We start from the raw sequence: 17,618 nt of genomic DNA on the forward strand, positions 1-17,618 counted from the left end.
TTCCTTGTTGAAATGTTGTTTGTTGTCAAATGTTTGGGGGTTCAGGCTGCCAGATTCAGCAGCAGGTGTTTCAAATTTGCCCACGCATTGCCCGATTCTGCGCCTTTGATTTGGCGGTCAATTTGGGCGCAAGTTTGCAATGCGTCCACCAATTTTTGGGCTGAAAAACGCGCCACGGCTTTGGGGGCTAGGGTTTGTTTGTCGCCCCACAAACGCAATTCATTGCGTACGGCTGCCACGGTTTTGCCTTGTTTTAAGGCTGCCATCAGGCGCAACAGTGTGCGTATGTCTTCTGCCACCGCCCACAAAATCAACACGGGTTCATCGCCTTCGGCTTCCAAGCCTTCTAGCAATCGCACCACGCGCTTGGCATCGCCCGACCACCACGCGGCAGACAACTGAAATGCGTCAAAACGCGCCACATTTGCCACGGCTTGTTCCACATCGTTCATGTTGAGCTGCGTTTTTGGCGGGTAGAGCAGCGACAGTTTTTCTATTTCTTGTTTGGCTGCCAACAAATTGCCTTCTACGCGCTCGGCAAACCATGCCAAGGCATCGGTTTCAATGTCCAATTTGTGTTGTTGCAAACGCTTTTTAATCCAAGTGGGCAGGGCGTTTAGGGTAATGGCTTTGGCTTCTACCACGCAACCGTGTTGTGCCAAACTGCTGAACCATTTGCTTTGCAACTGGGCGCGTTCCAATTTGGGCAAGGCAATCAACACGCAAGTGTCGTTGGGCAAATGGTTTGCCAATTCGTGCAGGGCATCGCTGCCTTGTTTGCCCACTTTGCCGCTTGGTAGATGAATTTCCAGCAGTTTTTTGTCGCCAAACAAACCTGCGCTGCCTGCGTTTGCCAGCAATTCTTGCCAATCAAATTGGGGCGAATCGGCAATGTGGCTTTCTTTGATGTAGCCGTGTTGCCGTGCGGCGTGGCGAATGTGGTCTAGGCTTTCTAAACGCAACAAATCTTCTTCGCCATGAATCACATACAGGGCTTGCAAACCCGATTTCAGGCTGCCTGAAAGCTGTTCTGAATCCAAAGCCGCCATCATTCATCTTTCAAAAAAGCCATTTGGCGGACGATTTGTTGGGCGGCATCGTGTTGCATTTCTTGCCAAATTTGTTCTTCTTCGTATTGTTTGCCCAAAATCATGCTGTCGGCATAGGGCATGATGCGTTGTATTTGCAACGAAATGGGTTCGCCCCAAGCGCGATTGCCACGATACGCTTGTACCACGATGCGCATAGAAAGCAAATATTCATTCAATTTGGCAGCGCGGGTAATGGTGTAGATGTCTTTTTTGGTTTCGTAGTGGAGCAATTTAATTTGCGCTTGTGCATTGGGATTGACGCTGGCTTGATTGTGCCGCAATGCGCTTTCTAAATGCGATTGCAACACATCGCCTTGCACCGACCATGTGTTTACAGGCAGCACGGCATGGGGCAAATTGCCTTTCAAATGAAAGCCGCAAGCCGACACGCACAGCAGCATTGCCACGGCAAAAAAACGAAGTTGGGGCAACATAAATTTTCGGTTTAGGTAAAAATGAGTGTGCATTATACAAAGTTTCGTTCATTTAAACCACGACAGGCTGAAACCTTTGCAAAACTCAATTCGTAGGTACAGATTTCATATCTGCCCTTTTTTCAATTTATTGATAACGCGATTTCGGGATAAAAGTGATTGATAAATTTAAGTCACTTTACTCCCTCTCCCTGTGGGAGAGGGCTGGGGAGAGGGTATGCTGCTCAACAAGCCCTCTCTCCAACTCTCTCCCATAGGGAGAGAGGGCAGGTTTGTTGGCAAATTGACAGTGACTTATCCCGAGTTCACGTTATTGATAAAAATAAAAATTTCTGCAATTCTAAACAGGGCAGATGTGAAATCTGCCCCTACAAACCGAGTTTTGCAAAAGTTTCAGGCTGCCTGAAAAACTATACCACTTGCCAAACCTGTTCCACGCAATCGCGCAGGGTTTGTAGGGCGGGGTCTTCGCCAAATTCATCTAAATAAATGAAATTTAAAGGTAAACTTTGTTCAAATTGTTCAATAATCGCAATGGGGCGATTTTGTTCAATGGCGGCTTCGGCTTTGCTTTTTGGCACCATTGCCAAGCCCGAGCCGCTTACCACCAAATCCACAATGGTTTGCGGATAATCACAAATGATTTGTTTTTTGGGCGTGAGTTTGTGGCGATGCCAAAATTGTTGCAAATTTTTGTGGCTGCCTGAAATGCCCGACATTTCAATCCAAGTAAATTCATTCAGGCTTTTGGGCAAGCCTTTGAGGATTTCATCATAATATTTTTTGTGGCAAATCAATGAATAAGGAATATTTTCCAACATAATCGTTTGCAAATTGCGCTGATTGATGTGTCCCAAAAAAAAGCCGCCGTGCAGTTTTTTTGCCAAAATGCGCGTCAAAATTTCGCCGCTCATGCCGTATTGAATGTGTAATTGTGTTTCGCTGTTGTTTTGGACAATTTCGTCTATCAATTCGGTGATTTTTGCGGGGTGTACGGGGTGAATCAAACCCAGTTGCACGCTTTGCACATAGCTTTCAGACAGCGTTTTGGCAAAAATTTCCAAGCGATGTTTGTGTTGTAACAGGGCTTCGGCTTCGGGCAAAAACACTTCGCCTGCGCGTGTGAGCGTCATGCCACTGCTGTTGCGGTTGAACAGGGGCGTGCCAATGTGCGATTCCAAAGACTTGATTTGCGCCGAAACGGCAGGTTGCGAGAGAAACAATTTTTCAGCAGCTTGCGTTAAATTTTGGGTGTGTGCCACGGTGATGAAGGATTTGAGTTGCGTGATGTCCATGCGTTTGACTCTTTATTCTGTTTAATTTTGTTGGCATTTTTACATTTTTCAGGCTGCCTGAAAAGGTTTAATTTGGAAAATATTGTTTTTAAAAATCATAAAATTAAATTTCAATATCAATTTTACAGATAGGGGGCATTAAAATTTCCAATTACCAGAGTCTTGCGTTCAATAAAAAATACATTTTCTTTACAAATCATAAAATTAAATAACAGTATCACTTTTATGGATAGCCGTTATTTAAATTTACAATTATGTGTTTTGATTCATTTTGCCTTTTAATACCCCCCAAGCAGCACATAAGAACCATATTTTTAGGAGATGATTTTATGGAACACAATAAACCCGATGTGGCACAAGAACGCGAATTGGCACAACGCGTTTTGTCTCACCCCAAATTCAAAGCCATGGAAAAACAAAAATCCATTTTGGGTTGGAGCTTTTCAGCCGTGATGTTTTTTGTTTATGTGGGTTTTATTTGGACAATTGGCACCAATCCCCAAGCATTGGGCGCAAAAATGGGCGGCGGCATCATGACCGTGGGCATTTATGCAGGTGTGGCAATGATTATTTTTGCCTTTTTGATTACACTGATTTATGTTTGGCTGGCAAACGGCAAATATGAAGACATGACACAAGAAGTGGTCAAAGAAGTGATGGGAGAAAACAAATGAACAAATCGCTTTTGGGTTTGATGACCCTGCTGTTTTCAAACAGCGTGTTTGCCGAAGCCTTTTCGGGCGATGTGCAAAAGCAGGCAACCAACTGGACTGCCATCATCATGTTTTTCATTTTTGTGGGTGCAACTTTGTACATCACAAAATGGGCAGCCAAACAAAATAAATCCACCAAAGATTTCTACACAGGCGGCGGTGGCATTTCGGGTTTCCAAAATGGTTTGGCGATTGCGGGCGATTACATGTCGGCAGCCTCATTTTTGGGGATTTCGGCAATGGTGTTCACATCAGGTTATGATGGCTTGATTTATTCAACAGGTTTCTTGGTGGGCTGGCCGATTGTGTTGTTTTTGGTGGCGGAGCGTTTGCGTAACTTGGGTAAATTCACATTCTCTGATGTGGCGGCTTACCGTTTGGCGCAAAAACCTGTGCGTTTGTTTGCGGCGGGTGGTTCGCTGGTGGTGGTGTTGCTGTATCTCATCGCGCAAGTGGTGGGTGCGGGTAAACTGATTCAACTGCTGTTTGGTATGGACTATTTGTTTGCCGTGATTTTGGTGGGCGTGTTGATGGTCGCTTATGTGATGTTTGGCGGTATGTTGGCAACCACTTGGGTGCAAATGATTAAAGCCGTATTGCTGTTGGGCGGTGCAACATTCATGTCGCTGATGGTATTGAAACACACAGGATTCAGCTTTGAAGGCATGTTTCAGGCAGCCGTGGACACCCACGAAAAAGGCGAAGCCATTCTTGCCCCTGGTGGTTTGGTTAAAAATCCGATTGACGCATTGTCTTTGGGCTTGGCGTTGATGTTTGGTACAGCAGGTTTGCCACACATTTTGATGCGTTTCTTTACCGTACCCGATGCGCGTGAGGCGCGTAAATCGGTGGTGGTGGCAACAGGTTTCATTGGTTATTTCTACTTGCTGACGTTTATTATTGGTTTTGGTGCGATTATTTTCTTGACCAAAAACCCAGATTTCTTTAATGAAGTAACCAAAAACGGCAAAACCGTTTATGAAATGATTGGCGGCACGAATATGGCTGCGGTTCACTTGTCCAAAGCGGTGGGTGGCGACTTGTTGTTGGGCTTCATTTCTGCGGTGGCATTTGCAACGATTTTGGCAGTAGTAGCTGGTTTGACCTTGTCTGGCGCGTCTGCGGTGAGCCATGATATTTACGCTTCGGTTATCCGCAAAGGTCAAGCATCGCAAGAAGAAGAAATGCGCGTTTCCAAAATGGCAACTTTGGCTTTGGGCGTATTGTCCATCATCTTGGGCTTGGCGTTTGAAAATCAAAACGTGGCATTTATGGTGGGCTTGGCATTTGCGGTGGCGGCTTCGGCTAACTTCCCCGTGTTGATGTTGAGCATGTTCTGGAAAGGTTTGACGACTCGTGGCGCGGTAGTGGGCGGTTTCGCTGGTTTGATTGGCGCATTCTTGCTGATTATCTTGGGTCCAAGCGTGTGGGTAAGCGTGTTGCACAACAAAGAAGCCATTTTCCCATATGGCAACCCTGCGATTTTCACGATTCCTTTGGCGTTCATCGTTTCCATCATCGTGTCTTTGTTGGACAATTCGGAACAAGCGAAGAAAGACAAAGAAGGCTTTGAAGCACAATATGTGCGCTCTATGACAGGCATTGGTGCGGCAGGCGCGTCTGACCACTAAACGCTGTTATCCCAATCAAAAGGCTGCCTGAAAGGATTTTTCAGGCAGCCTTTTTGGGGTTTGAAATGTGGACGATGAACAATGGGCATTTAGCGCAAATAAGCGGCAGGATTAACGTGTTTGCCGTTGATGCGCAATTCAAAATGCAAGGCGGTTCTGCCATCATTGCGACCCGTTTCGCCCACCGATGAAATGATTTGCCCTGCGCGAACATTGGTTTTTTCAGCAACCAGCACATTGTCGTTGTGGGCATAGGCGGTGATGGTGGTGGGGCTGTGGCGAATCAACACCAATTTGCCATAACCACGCACACCTTGTCCTGCATAAATGACCGTGCCATCGGCTGCGGCATGAACCAAAGTGCCACGCGGTGCGGCAATGTCCAAGCCCTTGTTGGCGCTGCTGTATGTGGCGATAATGGTGCCTTGCACAGGCATTTGCAGGGCAATGGCATTGCTGGGACGCGGTGCATTGTAAACAGGCGCACTGCCGCGCACAATCAAGGCTTGACCAATTTGAATGGTGTCGCTGCGTAAATGGTTCCACGCTTTCAAATCGTTTACGCTGACTTTATGGCGTTGGGCGATGCGGCTTAATGTGTCGCCCGATTGCACGCAATATTGGTTTGATGCCAAATTTTTGCACACGCGCGTGGTGCTGGTTTTGCCGCTACTGGAACAGGCAGCCAAAGTGCTTAAAATCGCCAGCGAAAGTGCAAGCGGACGAATAAAATGGGAAACCGATAGCATAAATTGCGCCCTTTCAATAAAAAATCAAAGGGGCGATTATAGGGATTTTTGCTTGATGATTAAAGCAAAATGCGGTTTTGCTTTACCTGTTTTTACAGGCAGCCTGAAAAGCGGCAACTTGTAAATCAAAGGGTTTGGCATTATTTGGTCTTCATCAATACAGAAAGGACAGACTATGCAATTTGTGGGTATTTTCTTTTTCGTGGCGTTTATTTTGGAGATTTTGTCCATCGTGTTTGTGGGCAAGCTGCTGGGCGGTTTGGCAACATTTGGCTTAATGATTTTGAGTGCCATGTTGGGTGCATTTTTGTTGCGCAATATGGGCAACATCAGCAAAGTGATTTTGGCAGGTGGCGTGCTGAAAAACGGAACGGTGTCTTGGTATGAATTGCTGTTGCCGATTCGTGTGCCTGTGGCAGGTTTGTTGTTGATTTTGCCAGGGTTTTTGAGTGATGTTTTGGCTTTGTTGTTGTTGATACCGTTTTCGGGTAAAGCGGTGGCAACGCCCAATTCACAATCGCATTTCAGCGCAAACGGTTTTCAATACCACAAAGCCAAGCCCGATGATGATGTGATTGAAGGCGATTTTGTGGTACGCGATGCAAATGGCAATGCCCAAGCCAAACAATCCCAAAAAAATCAAGATGTGATAGAACATCGCCCTTAAAAACACCAAAGCTGAAACCTTTGCAAAACAAATGCGGTATAATTCGGCATTTTCGTATTTTTGAAGCGTACACCGAAAGGCAGAATCATGACAATTGAACTGAAAGTCCCCGACATTGGCGGACACGAAAATGTGGACATCATCGCCGTAGAAATCAAAGTGGGCGATACCGTTGAATTGGAACAAACTTTAATCACTTTGGAAACCGACAAAGCCACCATGGACGTGCCAGCCACCCACGCTGGTGTGATTAAAGAAGTGAAAGTGAAAGTGGGCGACAAAATCTCCGAAGGCGGCGTGATTGCCCTTGTGGAAGCCGCAGGTGCAAGCGAAACCAAGCAGCCTGAATCCCCCAAACCCGTTGAAATCAAACAAGAAACCCCTGCACCGCAAGCCGCCAGCTTTTCAGGCAGCGCAGACGCAGAATACGATGTGGTGGTATTGGGTGGCGGGCCAGGTGGCTATTCTGCCGCCTTTGCTGCCGCAGACGAAGGCTTGAAAGTGGCGATTGTGGAGCAATACAGCACTTTGGGTGGCGTGTGCTTGAACGTGGGTTGCATTCCGTCCAAAGCCCTGTTGCACAACGCGGCAGTGATTGACGAAGTGAAACATTTGGCAGCAAACGGCATCAAATACCCCGAGCCAGAAATTGACATTGACCAGTTGCGCGGCTACAAAGAAAAAGTCATCGGCAAATTGACTGGCGGCTTGGCTGGCATGGCAAAAGCGCGTAAAGTGGATTTGATTCAAGGATTTGGCAAATTTGTGGGCGCAAACCACATTGAAGTGGCTTTGACCGAATCCACACAATACGAACACGCCAGCGAAACAGGCGCGAAAAAAACCGTGCAATTCAAAAACGCGATTATTGCCGTGGGCAGCCGCGTGGTGAATTTGCCCTTTATCCCCAAAGACCCACGCATTGTGGACAGCACAGGCGCGTTGGAATTGCGTACCCAAAACGGCAAGCTGCCTGAAAAAATGCTGGTTATCGGTGGCGGCATCATTGGTTTGGAAATGGGCACGGTGTACAGCACCTTGGGCGCGCGCTTGGACGTGGTGGAAATGATGGACGGCTTAATGCAAGGCGCAGACCGCGATTTGGTTAAAGTGTGGGAAAAAATGAACGCCCATCGCTTTGACAACATCATGACCAACACCAAAACCGTTGCCGTAGAAGCCAAAGAAGACGGCATTTACGTTACGTTTGAAGGCGAAAAAGCCCCCAAAGAGCCGCAAAAATACGATTTGGTGTTGGTTGCCGCAGGTCGCGCACCGAATGGCAAACTGTGTGGCGCGGAAAACGCAGGTGTTGCCGTTACCGAACGCGGTTTCATTGAAGTGGACAAGCAACAACGCACCAATGTGCCACACATTTACGCGATTGGCGATGTGGTCGGACAACCGATGTTGGCGCACAAAGCGGTGCATGAAGGACACGTTGCTGCCGAAAATTGCGCGGGACACAAAGCCTATTTTGACGCGCGTGTGATTCCGGGGGTGGCGTACACCGACCCCGAAGTGGCGTGGGTAGGCGTTACCGAAGAAATCGCCAAACGCGATGGCATTAAAATCACCAAATCCGTGTTCCCATGGGCGGCGAGCGGTCGTGCGATTGCCAACGGTCGCGATGAAGGCTTTACCAAACTGATTTTTGACGCGGAAACGGGTCGCATTATTGGCGGTGGCATTGTTGGCACACACGCTGGCGACATGATTGGCGAAATTTGTTTGGCGATTGAAATGGGTTGCGATGCGGAAGACATCGGCAAAACCATTCACCCACACCCCACTTTGGGCGAAAGCATTGGCATGGCGGCAGAAGTGGCTTTGGGCGTTTGCACCGATTTGCCGCCACAACGCAAAAAGAAATAATCGTGTAAAAACATGAAAAAAGGCTGCCTGAAATGCTGTTTCAGGCAGCCTGAAACCTTTGCAAAACCTACTTTTAAACTGATGTAGAGGCGGATTTCATATCCGCCTCTTTTCAATTTATGTAAAAATAGGACGAGTGTAGGGTGCAACTTGTTGCACCATTTTCCTGATAAAACATGGATTTGGTGCAACAAGTTGCACCCTACATGGCGTCCCAAAAATAAAAATTTCTGCAAGTTTAAACAGGGCAAATATGAAATCTGCCCTTGCGAACCGAGTTTTGCAAAAGTTTCAGCCTGAATTTTATGAACACAGGTTCTATTTTTGTTTCATGGCATGGGCGGCGGCTTGGGCAACGGGGCTTTGCGGATAACGCCGTATGATGTCGCGCCAAGTGTCTTTGGCGATGTCGCGCTGCTGAATTTGCCATTGGCATTGTCCCACCGCAAACAACGCTTGGGGTGCATTGGGGCTGCCTGAAAAGCGCGAGGCAAAATGTCTGCCCATTTGAATGACCGATTGGCAATGATTCAATTTCAAATGGCTTTGCAACAGCAAAAACATCTGCTGCTGGGCATTGGGGCTGCCATCGCCGCCACTGTCGGCACCGCGTAATTGTTCAATCACGGTGTGATACTGTTTTTGCGCGTAGGCATTTTGCGCTGCCTGTAAGGGATTGACGGTGGGTGGGGGATTGTCTTCCTGTTCAGGCGCATGGTTTTGCGCTTTGATGGTAAGGGTTTTTTCAGGCAGCAATTTGCGTTTGGTGGCAGATGGGGGCGTGGGACGTGCCACTTTGGGCGGTGGTGTTTGGGCATGGCGTTCTAATTGGCGAATGCGCGTGTTGAGTTGAGCCATTTTTTCTTCTAGTTGATTGATTTTTATGATTAATTGGTCAATTTGATTTTGCTTGTCCAAAGTGGGGTAGGGCAAAGATTCGCTTTCAGGCTGCTGGGCAATGTCGCTGGCAGCCTGAATTTCGGGCGCGGCAAGCACTTCGCTGGCAGCTTGAACCGCCATTTCGCTGTTGGGGGTGGCGTTGTTGGGCGATGAAGTGGCACAGGCATTGAGTGCCACTAATCCAAATAAGATGATGATTTTTTTAAACATGATTATTTTTTCATCAATAAAGTTAAGCCATCGCCCAAGGGCAGGGTAAACGGCACAATGCGTGGGTCGTGGGGCAGGCTGGCGTTGAATTTTTGTAAAATGGCGTGGCTGGCAGGGCTGTTTTCATTGGGATTTTGCGTGATGCGCCCATTGAGCAGAATATTGTCTATGGCGATGATGCCGCCGCGCCGAACCAGTTTCAGGCAGCTTTCGTAATAATGGGGTGTGGGCGGTTTGTCGGCATCAATAAAGGCGATGTCGTAGCTTTCGGCTTCGCCAGCGTCCAGCAGTTCTTGCAATGTGATGAGTGCGGGTTGCAAGTGCAATGTGATTTTGTGTGCCACACCAGCGCGTTGCCAATTTTGCTGGGCGATGTCGGTAAAGGTAACGTTGATGTCGCAACAGGTTAGCCGTGCGTGTTCGGGCAGGGCAAGTGCCATGGCGGTGCTGCTGTATCCTGTGAATGTGCCGATTTCCAGATATTTGCTTGCGCCCATCAATCGCGCCAGCCACGTTAAAAAGGCGGCTTGTTCGGGGGCGATTGCCATTTTGCCCAAGCGATGTTGTGCGGTTTCGTGGCGAATTTGGGTGAGTATGGGGGATTCGGTTTCGCTGATTTGGCGCAAATATGCCAAAAGTTCGGGCGTGAAAGTGGGAGCGTGAACGGTCATGTTGATGGATAGAAAGGTTTTTCAGGCAGCCAGCCCACGCTGGTGGGGCGGCGCGCCCCCTTACATAGGGGGAGAGGGCAAATGGCACAAATGGTCGTGTACGGTTAGGCTGCCTGAAAATGTTTTAGTCGGGCTGATAGGCGTAGGGTTTTTTGGGCAATTTGGCGGCTTCGTATTGGGCTTGCTCTTCGGGATTGAGGGTTACGTCCCACAACAGGGCGCGGTTTTGCAAGCGTTCTTGTTCCAGTTCGGGGTTTTTTTGGATTAAATCGTTTAAAAATTGGGTGGTGTCGGATTGGTATTTGTCGTACATGATGAATGCCTTTGTGGAAGAAATTTGCGCCATTTTACAATATAGTCAATTCAAAATAAAATAGTACAATACCCTAATTTTTAGGATTAAAAAATGGCACATTCAACAGAACTGCGAAATAAAGCATTAAGCTATTATGAACAATGCAAAAATATCAGTAAAGTCGCCCAAGCTTACCAAATATCCAGAAATACGCTTTACCTATGGATACGCTTGAAAGCGCAAACAGGCAGCTTAAATCATCAAGTAAAGGGGCAAAATGCCAATAAATTGAACAGCCAAAAATTGGCTGAACATATACAACAACACCCTGATGCTTATTTGCATGAAATAGCTGAACATTTTAATTGTTCAAAATCAGCCATTTTTTATGCACTCAAAAGAATGGGTATCACGCGTAAAAAAAGACCACCACATACAAAGAACAAGACCCAAATAAAGTAAAAGATTATTTAAATCAACTGGCTGAATTTTTTGACTATCAGCGTGTTTATTTGGATGAAACGGGATTTGATACTTACTTATTTCGTCCTTATGCGCGTAGCCCAAAGGGGCAGGTCATCAAAGCCCAAATCAGTGGTAAAAAGTACCAACGCTTATCGCTTGTTGCCGCACAAGTCGGCAACAAACTGATTGCCCCTATGATTTATCAAAACACAATGACCAGTGCTTTTTTTGAAACATGGTTTGAGCAATGTTTATTGCCTATTTTAAATAAAAAATCTGTCATTATTTTGGATAATGCACGATTTCATCGTATGGGTATTTTGCGTGAAATGGCGCACAAATGGGGGCATAAAATCTTGCCGCTTGCACCTTATTCACCAGAGCTTAATCCCATAGAACGGACATGGGCAAACATCAAGAGATATATGCGAGCCATTTTACCTAGTGGAAGGCATTTTACTGATACGTTAGTGTCCTATTCTTATTTTAACTGACTATAATTTTCAGGCTGCTTTGCAATAAATTTTGGCTGCCTGAAAACCGTTTCGTGCCACGCGCCCAAAGCGTGGGTGTGGCGGCGCAACGCCACGTTCACAGTTCAAATTCTGCGATTGTTGTTTTGGTGCGCTGTTTATCAAAGAGCCACCCCCACCCTAACCCTCCCCCGCCAGCGTGGGAGGGGACGAGTTGCAGGCTGCTTGAATGTTTACAGCAATCGTTCAATCGGCAACCACGATAAAATTTTGCTGATGGTGCGTTTCCAAAAACGGGCTTCGGGTTCGCGGTGGCTGGTTTTGCCTGTTTGGGGGTCTTGCCATTGGGGTTTGCCGTGTGGGTCGAGGCTGACGCGGTAGGCGACTTCTTGGGCTTGCTGTTGCATTTGGCGTTGCATTTGGCTGGCGAGCGCAGCATTGTGTATGACCACGCCCATTTCGGTGTTCAGCCGCGCGGAACGGGGGTCGAGATTGAGTGAACCGACAAACACGCGCTGTCTGTCCACGATAAAGGTTTTGGCGTGCAGGCTGGCTGATGAGTTGCCTGTTAAGCCTTTGTCTTTGTTGGACGGTACGGCGTGGTCGGGCTTAAATTCAAATAGGCGCACGCCTGCTTGCAAAAGTGCTTTGCGATAACGTGCGTAGCCCGAATGCACGGCTGCCACATCGGTGGCGCGCAGTGAATTGGTGAACACGGTGATGTTTTTGCCTTGTTTTGCCCATTCTTGGATTTTTTGTGTGCCTTTTTGGGTGGGCACAAAATAGGGGCTGACCAGATAAATTTCGCTTTGGGGCTGCTTTAAGGCGGCGTTGAGGCTGCTGGCGATATTGACGCTGGTGTGGCGGTCTAGGGCTTTGGCTGGGTCATCGCTGATTAAATCGGCTTGGGCGGGCAGGTGTTGCACGTTTTTGTGGGCGATGGCTTGGTTTAAATCGGTGTTTTTCAGGCTGTTTAAATACAAATGGGCTTTGGGTTGCGGTGGCGATTGGAGGATTTGTAGGGCGTTTGCCAACTGGGGGGCTGGGATTTTTTTGATGATGCTTTCCAGTGGATAAGATGAGTTGCTTTGCCAGTAGCGGTCAAAATCGGCAGAAATTTGGGTAACAATGCTGCCTGAAAGCAGCACGTCCATGTCGGAAAACAGGGTTTCGGCATGGGTGTGGAAATATTCATCGCCCACATTTCTGCCGCCAATGATGCTGACGCGATTGTCTGCGGTAAACGATTTGTTGTGCATGCGGCGATTGACGCGCGGAAAATCGGACAAATAGCCCAATGCCCGCCAGCGTCTGTTTAAAAAGGGGTTAAACAGGCGCACTTCAATTTTATCGTGTTGATTTAATGCGAATAAAATATTGTCCATGCCGCGTGTGTTGTTGTCGTCCAGCAGCAGGCGAACGCGCACGCCACGTTGGGCGGCTTGCCACAGTTTTTGCAACAGCAGCCTGCCTGAAACATCATCGCGCCAAATGTAATAGCGCAAATCCAATGACACATCGGCATGGTCAATCAGCGTGGCGCGTGCAACAAAAGCGTCTTGCGCCTTATCCAAAATGTGAACGTGGGCATTGGGTGGCGCGGTGTGTTGCACCGATGGCAGTTGCAGCACCTGTTCCAAGCGTGGCGCGTGTTGGGTGGGAATGTAAATGCTGGGCGTGCGCTGTTGCAAATCGGGCAAGCTGGTGCAAGCCGACAACACACACGCCAGCAGTAAAATCACATAACGAAACATGGTTGATGAAATGGGAAAAGGGATTTCAGGCAGCTTTTCTCGCTCCCACAAAAAGGGGTTTTGCCTTCGGCGACTTACTTTTTAAAAAAGTAAGCCAAATAAATCAATGTTTAAGGGTTTTGCTTTAAAAAATATTTCAGGCAGCCTGAAAAGGTTAAGCCATTGAATAACGTGAACTCGGGTGAGGCGTGGTTGAGCAGCATACCCTCTCCCCAGCCCTCTCCCACAGGGAGAGGGAGCAAATATCCCAAACTCACGTTGAATAAAATGGAAGTAGCCTTTGTTTTTGGGTTTATTTGGCTTACTTTTTTAAAAAGTAAGTCGCCCGCGCGGCGATAGAGCGCAAATCCCAATATGCCCGAGAGCGAAAGGCAGTCTGAAAAGCCCCATTACGCAGGTTTAAATTGCAAAAATTCCTGTTGTTTGGCTTTGGCTTTGCCGCTTAACAGGGCATCTTGTGCCAGAGCCAAACCGTCTTTCAGGCTGCCTGCCACATTGCCCGCATACAAACACGCCGCCACATTGAGCAACACAATATCGCGTGCCGCAGGTGGCGCAGTGTTGTCCAAAACCGCATTCATCATGGCGAGCGATTGGCTGGGATTGTCCACTTTCAGCGCGTCCAAATCGGCATAAATGGGCAAACCCACTTCTTCGGGGTGGAAATCGTATGTGTGAATCACACCGTTGTTCAGTTCAGCGATGCGCGTGCTGCCTGTAACCGTGATTTCGTCCAAACCATCGCTGCCGTGTACCACCAAAGCGTGTTCCGAACCCAACTGTTGCAACACGCGCGACAGCGTTTCACACAAATCAACATGAAACACGCCAATCAACTGATTGGTGGCAGCAGCAGGATTGGTCATGGGGCCCAAAATATTGAACAGCGTACGAAAACCCAAAGCCTGACGCACAGGCGCAACATGGCGCATTGCCGAATGATGATTTTGGGCAAACATGAAACCCAAACCACATTGCGCAATTTGTTGCGCGATTTGCTGGGGCGACACGTTCAAATCCACCCCCAAATGCGCCAAAACATCAGCCGCGCCACTTGATGATGACACCGAACGCCCACCGTGTTTCGCCACTTTTGCACCAGCCGCCGCCGCCACAAACATGGCGGTGGTGGAAATGTTAAAGGTTTTTGCGCCATCGCCACCTGTGCCAACAATGTCCACCAAATTGTGTGTGTCTTGCACAGGTACTTGGGTGGCAAATTCGCGCATCACGCTGGCAGCCGCCGCGATTTCCGACACGGTTTCCCCTTTCATGCGCAAACCCACCAAAATGCCAGCCATTTGTTCGGGTGGCACTTCGCCGCGCATGATTTGGCGCATTAAATCTTGCATTTCATCATAATGCAATGCTTTGTTATCTACTAATTGGGCAAGGGCTTGTTTGGGGGTAATCATGAAATTGCCTTTCAAAAATGGGGTTAAGAAATGGCTTGCTTTTGTCGCCACTTCAAAAGACAGACAGGCAGCCTGAAAGCCAAATTTCCACTTTCAGGCTGCCTGAATTTTACACAATCAAGCGATTAAGCCACATTCACTTTTGCCGCCACATCATTGTATTCAGGAATTTCATTGAAATTCATGTAACGGTAGATTTTGTCGCCGTTTTCGTTGATGATACCGATGTTGGCTTGGTATTCTTCCACAGTCGGGATTTTGCCCAATTTGGAGCAAATTGCCGCCAATTCAGCCGAACCCAAGAACACATTGGTGTTTTTACCCAAACGGTTGGGGAAGTTGCGCGTTGAAGTGGACATCACGGTTGCACCTTCGCGAACTTGCGCTTGGTTACCCATACACAGCGAGCAACCTGGCATTTCCATGCGCGCGCCTGCACGACCCAATACGCCATAGTGTCCTTCATTGGACAATTCTTGCGCGTCCATTTTGGTAGGCGGTGCCATCCACAGGCGCACAGGAATGTCGCTCTTGCCTTCCAGCAATTTGGACGCAGCGCGGAAGTGTCCGATGTTGGTCATGCACGAACCGATGAACACTTCATCAATCACCGTGCCTGATTTTTCCGACATGAAACACACATCATCGGGGTCGTTCGGGCAAGCGATAATTGGCTCTTTGATTTCGTCCATATTGATTTCAATCACGGCAGCGTATTCCGCGTCTTTGTCGGCTTCCAACAGTTGTGGGTTTGCCAACCATGCTTCCATCGCTTTAATGCGGCGTTCCAAAGTACGCGCATCGGCATAGCCATCGGCAATCATGTTCTTCATCAACACGATATTGGAAGTCATGTACTCAATAATCGGTTCTTTGTTCAAATGAACGGTACAGCCAGCCGCAGAACGTTCCGCAGAAGCGTCTGTGATTTCAAAGGCTTGTTCCACTTTCAAATCGGGCAAACCTTCAATTTCCAAAATGCGACCCGAGAAAATGTTTTTCTTGCCTGCTTTGGCAACGGTCAGCAAGCCTTGTTTGATGGCGTACAAAGGAATCGCGTTGACCAAATCGCGCAAGGTTACACCAGGTTGCAGGCTGCCTGAAAAACGCACCAACACCGATTCAGGCATATCCAAAGGCATCACGCCAGTTGCCGCCGCAAACGCCACCAAACCCGAACCTGCTGGGAATGAAATGCCAATGGGGAAACGGGTGTGCGAGTCGCCACCAGTACCCACAGTATCGGGCAAGAGCAAGCGGTTCAACCAAGAGTGAATCACGCCATCACCAGGGCGCAAAGACACGCCACCGCGCGTAGAAATGAATTCAGGCAGCTCTTTGTGGGTGCGAACGTCCACAGGTTTGGGGTAAGCAGCCGTGTGGCAGAATGATTGCATCACCAAATCCGCCGAGAAACCCAAGCACGCCAAGTCTTTCAATTCATCGCGTGTCATCGGACCAGTCGTGTCTTGCGAGCCGACTGTGGTCATGCGTGGTTCGCAGTAAGTACCTGGGCGAACGCCTTGACCTTCGGGCAAACCGCAAGCGCGACCGACCATTTTTTGTGCCAAAGTGAAACCTGCTTTGCTTTCGGCAGGGGCTTGTGGCAAGCGGAATTTGTCAGAGGCTGGCAAACCCAAAGCCTCACGCGCTTTGGCGGTTAAGCCGCGACCGATAATCAAGTTAATGCGACCGCCAGCCTGAACTTCGTCCAACAAAACTTGGGATTTCAATTCAAATTGGGCAACGGTTTCGCCATTTTTCACGATTTTGCCTTCGTATGGGAAAATGTCCACCACATCGCCCATTTTCAATTCAGACACGTCCACTTCAATCGGCAACGCGCCAGAGTCTTCTTGCGTGTTAAAGAAAATTGGGGCAATTTTGCCACCCAAGCACACACCGCCAAAGCGTTTGTTTGGCACAAATGGAATGTCTTCGCCCGTATGCCAAATCACGGAATTGGTTGCGGATTTGCGAGATGAACCCGTACCCACCACATCGCCCACATAGGCAACCAAATTGCCTTTGGCTTTCAATTCTTCCAAAGTTTTAATGGGGCCGATTTCGCCTGCTTTATCGGGGGTAATGCCATCGCGTGGGTTTTTCAACATTGCCAATGCGTGCAAAGGAATGTCGGGGCGCGACCATGCGTCAGGTGCGGGCGACAAGTCGTCTGTGTTGGTTTCGCCATCTACTTTGAACACGGTAACGGTGATTTTTTCAGGCACGGCAGGGCGCGATGTGAACCATTCCGCGTCTGCCCAAGATTGCAACACGGCTTGCGCGTTCACATTGCCTTTGTCGGCTTTTTCTTTCACATCGTGGAAAGAATCAAACATCAACAAAGTGTGTTTCAAACCTTCGGCGGCAATGGGCGCGAGTTTGTCGTTGTCCAACAATTCAATCAGGGGGTGAATGTTGTAACCGCCCAGCATGGTGCCGAGCAATTCGGTGGCGTATTCGGGCGACACCAGTGGGCTGGATACGCTGCCTTCGGCAATGGCTGCCAAGAATGAGGCTTTGACTTTGGCGGCATCGTCCACACCAGCAGGTACGCGGTTGGCGAGCAAGTCCAACAAGAATTCGCCTTCGCCAGCAGGTGGGTTTTTCAACAATTCAGCCAAATCAGCCATTTGTTGGGCGGTCAAAGGCAGGGCGGGAATGCCTTGTGCAGCGCGTTCGGCTGCGGCTTTGCGGTAGGCTTCTAACATTTCTTTTGTTCCTTATGTTTGGGGATATGTTTTTCTTTTAAATGGGTGTTTCAGGCTGCCTGAAACGGTGTGTAGTCGTGCGACTATTTCATAATCATAGCTGAAATTTACAAAATTTGGCAATATATTTTCAGGGGGAAATCGGCTTTTTCAGGCTGCCTGAAAATGTGTCTCAAAAATCTGCTTGCCAATTTAGGCATTCGTGTTTACACTAAAATAAAAATGACACCGATGTCATTACCTCAGTGCGGCAAATAAACCGCTTT

At 48.3% G+C, this 17,618-nt stretch carries 17 protein-coding genes; 6 read left to right on the top strand and 11 right to left on the bottom strand.

The features are described 5' to 3' along the window. Positions 1 to 41: 41 nt before the first annotated feature. The 3 genes from holA to H3L97_RS08085 all read right to left on the bottom strand — a co-directional run bounded on the left by holA (position 42) and on the right by H3L97_RS08085 (position 2,820). Positions 42 to 1,049, bottom strand: coding sequence for a DNA polymerase III subunit delta (holA, locus tag H3L97_RS08075; RefSeq protein ID WP_097115095.1), 1,008 nt, complete (start codon positions 1,047 to 1,049; stop codon positions 42 to 44). Continuing rightward, complete coding sequence (locus H3L97_RS08080) at positions 1,049 to 1,525, bottom strand: LPS-assembly lipoprotein LptE (RefSeq protein WP_097115081.1); 477 nt, start codon at positions 1,523 to 1,525, stop codon at positions 1,049 to 1,051. Before H3L97_RS08080 ends, holA begins: the two co-directional genes overlap by 1 nt. Before the next feature lie 410 nt (positions 1,526 to 1,935). Then, a complete protein-coding gene (locus tag H3L97_RS08085) occupies positions 1,936 to 2,820 on the bottom strand; it encodes a LysR family transcriptional regulator (protein ID WP_097115079.1) in 885 nt (294 codons plus the stop codon). 329 nt (positions 2,821 to 3,149) lie between these two features. On the opposite strand from H3L97_RS08085, the gene H3L97_RS08090 reads away from it, so the two are divergent. Next, positions 3,150 to 3,494 carry a DUF485 domain-containing protein gene (locus H3L97_RS08090; RefSeq protein WP_097115078.1) on the top strand — a complete coding sequence of 115 codons (345 nt, stop codon included), beginning with the start codon at positions 3,150 to 3,152 and terminating at the stop codon, positions 3,492 to 3,494. Next, positions 3,491 to 5,164, top strand: coding sequence for a cation acetate symporter (locus H3L97_RS08095; RefSeq protein ID WP_097115077.1), 1,674 nt, complete (start codon positions 3,491 to 3,493; stop codon positions 5,162 to 5,164). Before H3L97_RS08090 ends, H3L97_RS08095 begins: the two co-directional genes overlap by 4 nt. Before the next feature lie 89 nt (positions 5,165 to 5,253). Here the strand turns inward: H3L97_RS08095 and H3L97_RS08100 are convergent, their stop codons facing one another. Next, a complete protein-coding gene (locus tag H3L97_RS08100; RefSeq protein WP_097115076.1) occupies positions 5,254 to 5,913 on the bottom strand; it encodes a murein hydrolase activator EnvC family protein in 660 nt (219 codons plus the stop codon). 175 nt (positions 5,914 to 6,088) lie between these two features. Here H3L97_RS08100 and H3L97_RS08105 point away from each other — a divergent pair, with 175 nt between their 5' ends. Both H3L97_RS08105 and lpdA read left to right on the top strand, forming a co-directional pair. Continuing rightward, positions 6,089 to 6,580 carry an FxsA family protein gene (locus tag H3L97_RS08105; RefSeq protein ID WP_097115075.1) on the top strand — a complete coding sequence of 164 codons (492 nt, stop codon included), beginning with the start codon at positions 6,089 to 6,091 and terminating at the stop codon, positions 6,578 to 6,580. Positions 6,581 to 6,664: 84 nt separating this feature from the next. Further along, positions 6,665 to 8,455 (top strand): dihydrolipoyl dehydrogenase, encoded by a 1,791-nt coding sequence (lpdA, locus tag H3L97_RS08110; RefSeq protein ID WP_097115094.1) that lies wholly within the window; start codon positions 6,665 to 6,667, stop codon positions 8,453 to 8,455. A gap of 318 nt (positions 8,456 to 8,773) precedes the next feature. Here the strand turns inward: lpdA and H3L97_RS08115 are convergent, their stop codons facing one another. The 3 genes from H3L97_RS08115 to H3L97_RS08125 form a co-directional block, all read right to left on the bottom strand. After that, positions 8,774 to 9,565 carry a tetratricopeptide repeat protein gene (locus tag H3L97_RS08115; protein ID WP_097115074.1) on the bottom strand — a complete coding sequence of 264 codons (792 nt, stop codon included), beginning with the start codon at positions 9,563 to 9,565 and terminating at the stop codon, positions 8,774 to 8,776. Between the two features lie 2 nt (positions 9,566 to 9,567). Next, a complete protein-coding gene (locus tag H3L97_RS08120) occupies positions 9,568 to 10,236 on the bottom strand; it encodes a class I SAM-dependent methyltransferase (RefSeq protein WP_097115073.1) in 669 nt (222 codons plus the stop codon). A 124-nt stretch (positions 10,237 to 10,360) separates the two neighbouring features. Next, positions 10,361 to 10,549: a DUF3460 family protein gene (locus H3L97_RS08125; RefSeq protein WP_097115072.1), complete on the bottom strand. Its 189-nt coding sequence runs from the start codon at positions 10,547 to 10,549 to the stop codon at positions 10,361 to 10,363. Positions 10,550 to 10,642: 93 nt separating this feature from the next. Here H3L97_RS08125 and H3L97_RS08130 point away from each other — a divergent pair. Beyond that, positions 10,643 to 11,490 (top strand): IS630 family transposase gene (locus tag H3L97_RS08130; protein WP_182073065.1). Its coding sequence is split into 2 segments (ribosomal slippage): positions 10,643 to 10,958 and positions 10,958 to 11,490, totalling 849 coding nucleotides; the frame shifts between segments, so codons are not numbered across the junction. Positions 11,491 to 11,499: 9 nt separating this feature from the next. Here the strand turns inward: H3L97_RS08130 and H3L97_RS12070 are convergent. Then, positions 11,500 to 11,634 carry a hypothetical protein gene (locus H3L97_RS12070; RefSeq protein ID WP_263480786.1) on the bottom strand — a complete coding sequence of 45 codons (135 nt, stop codon included), beginning with the start codon at positions 11,632 to 11,634 and terminating at the stop codon, positions 11,500 to 11,502. Positions 11,635 to 11,702: 68 nt separating this feature from the next. Beyond that, positions 11,703 to 13,223: a phospholipase D family protein gene (locus H3L97_RS08135; RefSeq protein ID WP_097115070.1), complete on the bottom strand. Its 1,521-nt coding sequence runs from the start codon at positions 13,221 to 13,223 to the stop codon at positions 11,703 to 11,705. A gap of 162 nt (positions 13,224 to 13,385) precedes the next feature. Between H3L97_RS08135 and H3L97_RS08140 the strand changes: the two genes are divergently transcribed. After that, positions 13,386 to 13,562 carry a hypothetical protein gene (locus H3L97_RS08140; protein ID WP_179655896.1) on the top strand — a complete coding sequence of 59 codons (177 nt, stop codon included), beginning with the start codon at positions 13,386 to 13,388 and terminating at the stop codon, positions 13,560 to 13,562. Positions 13,563 to 13,612: 50 nt separating this feature from the next. Here H3L97_RS08140 and trpD read toward each other — a convergent pair whose 3' ends face one another. Both trpD and acnB read right to left on the bottom strand, forming a co-directional pair. Further along, positions 13,613 to 14,638, bottom strand: coding sequence for an anthranilate phosphoribosyltransferase (gene trpD / locus H3L97_RS08145; RefSeq protein WP_097115069.1), 1,026 nt, complete (start codon positions 14,636 to 14,638; stop codon positions 13,613 to 13,615). A 125-nt stretch (positions 14,639 to 14,763) separates the two neighbouring features. After that, positions 14,764 to 17,352 carry a bifunctional aconitate hydratase 2/2-methylisocitrate dehydratase gene (acnB, locus tag H3L97_RS08150; RefSeq protein ID WP_097115068.1) on the bottom strand — a complete coding sequence of 863 codons (2,589 nt, stop codon included), beginning with the start codon at positions 17,350 to 17,352 and terminating at the stop codon, positions 14,764 to 14,766. Positions 17,353 to 17,618: the final 266 nt, after the last annotated feature.

It is taken from the genome of Alysiella filiformis, assembly GCF_014054525.1.
In the GTDB taxonomy this organism is placed as follows: Bacteria; Pseudomonadota; Gammaproteobacteria; order Burkholderiales; family Neisseriaceae; genus Simonsiella; species Simonsiella filiformis.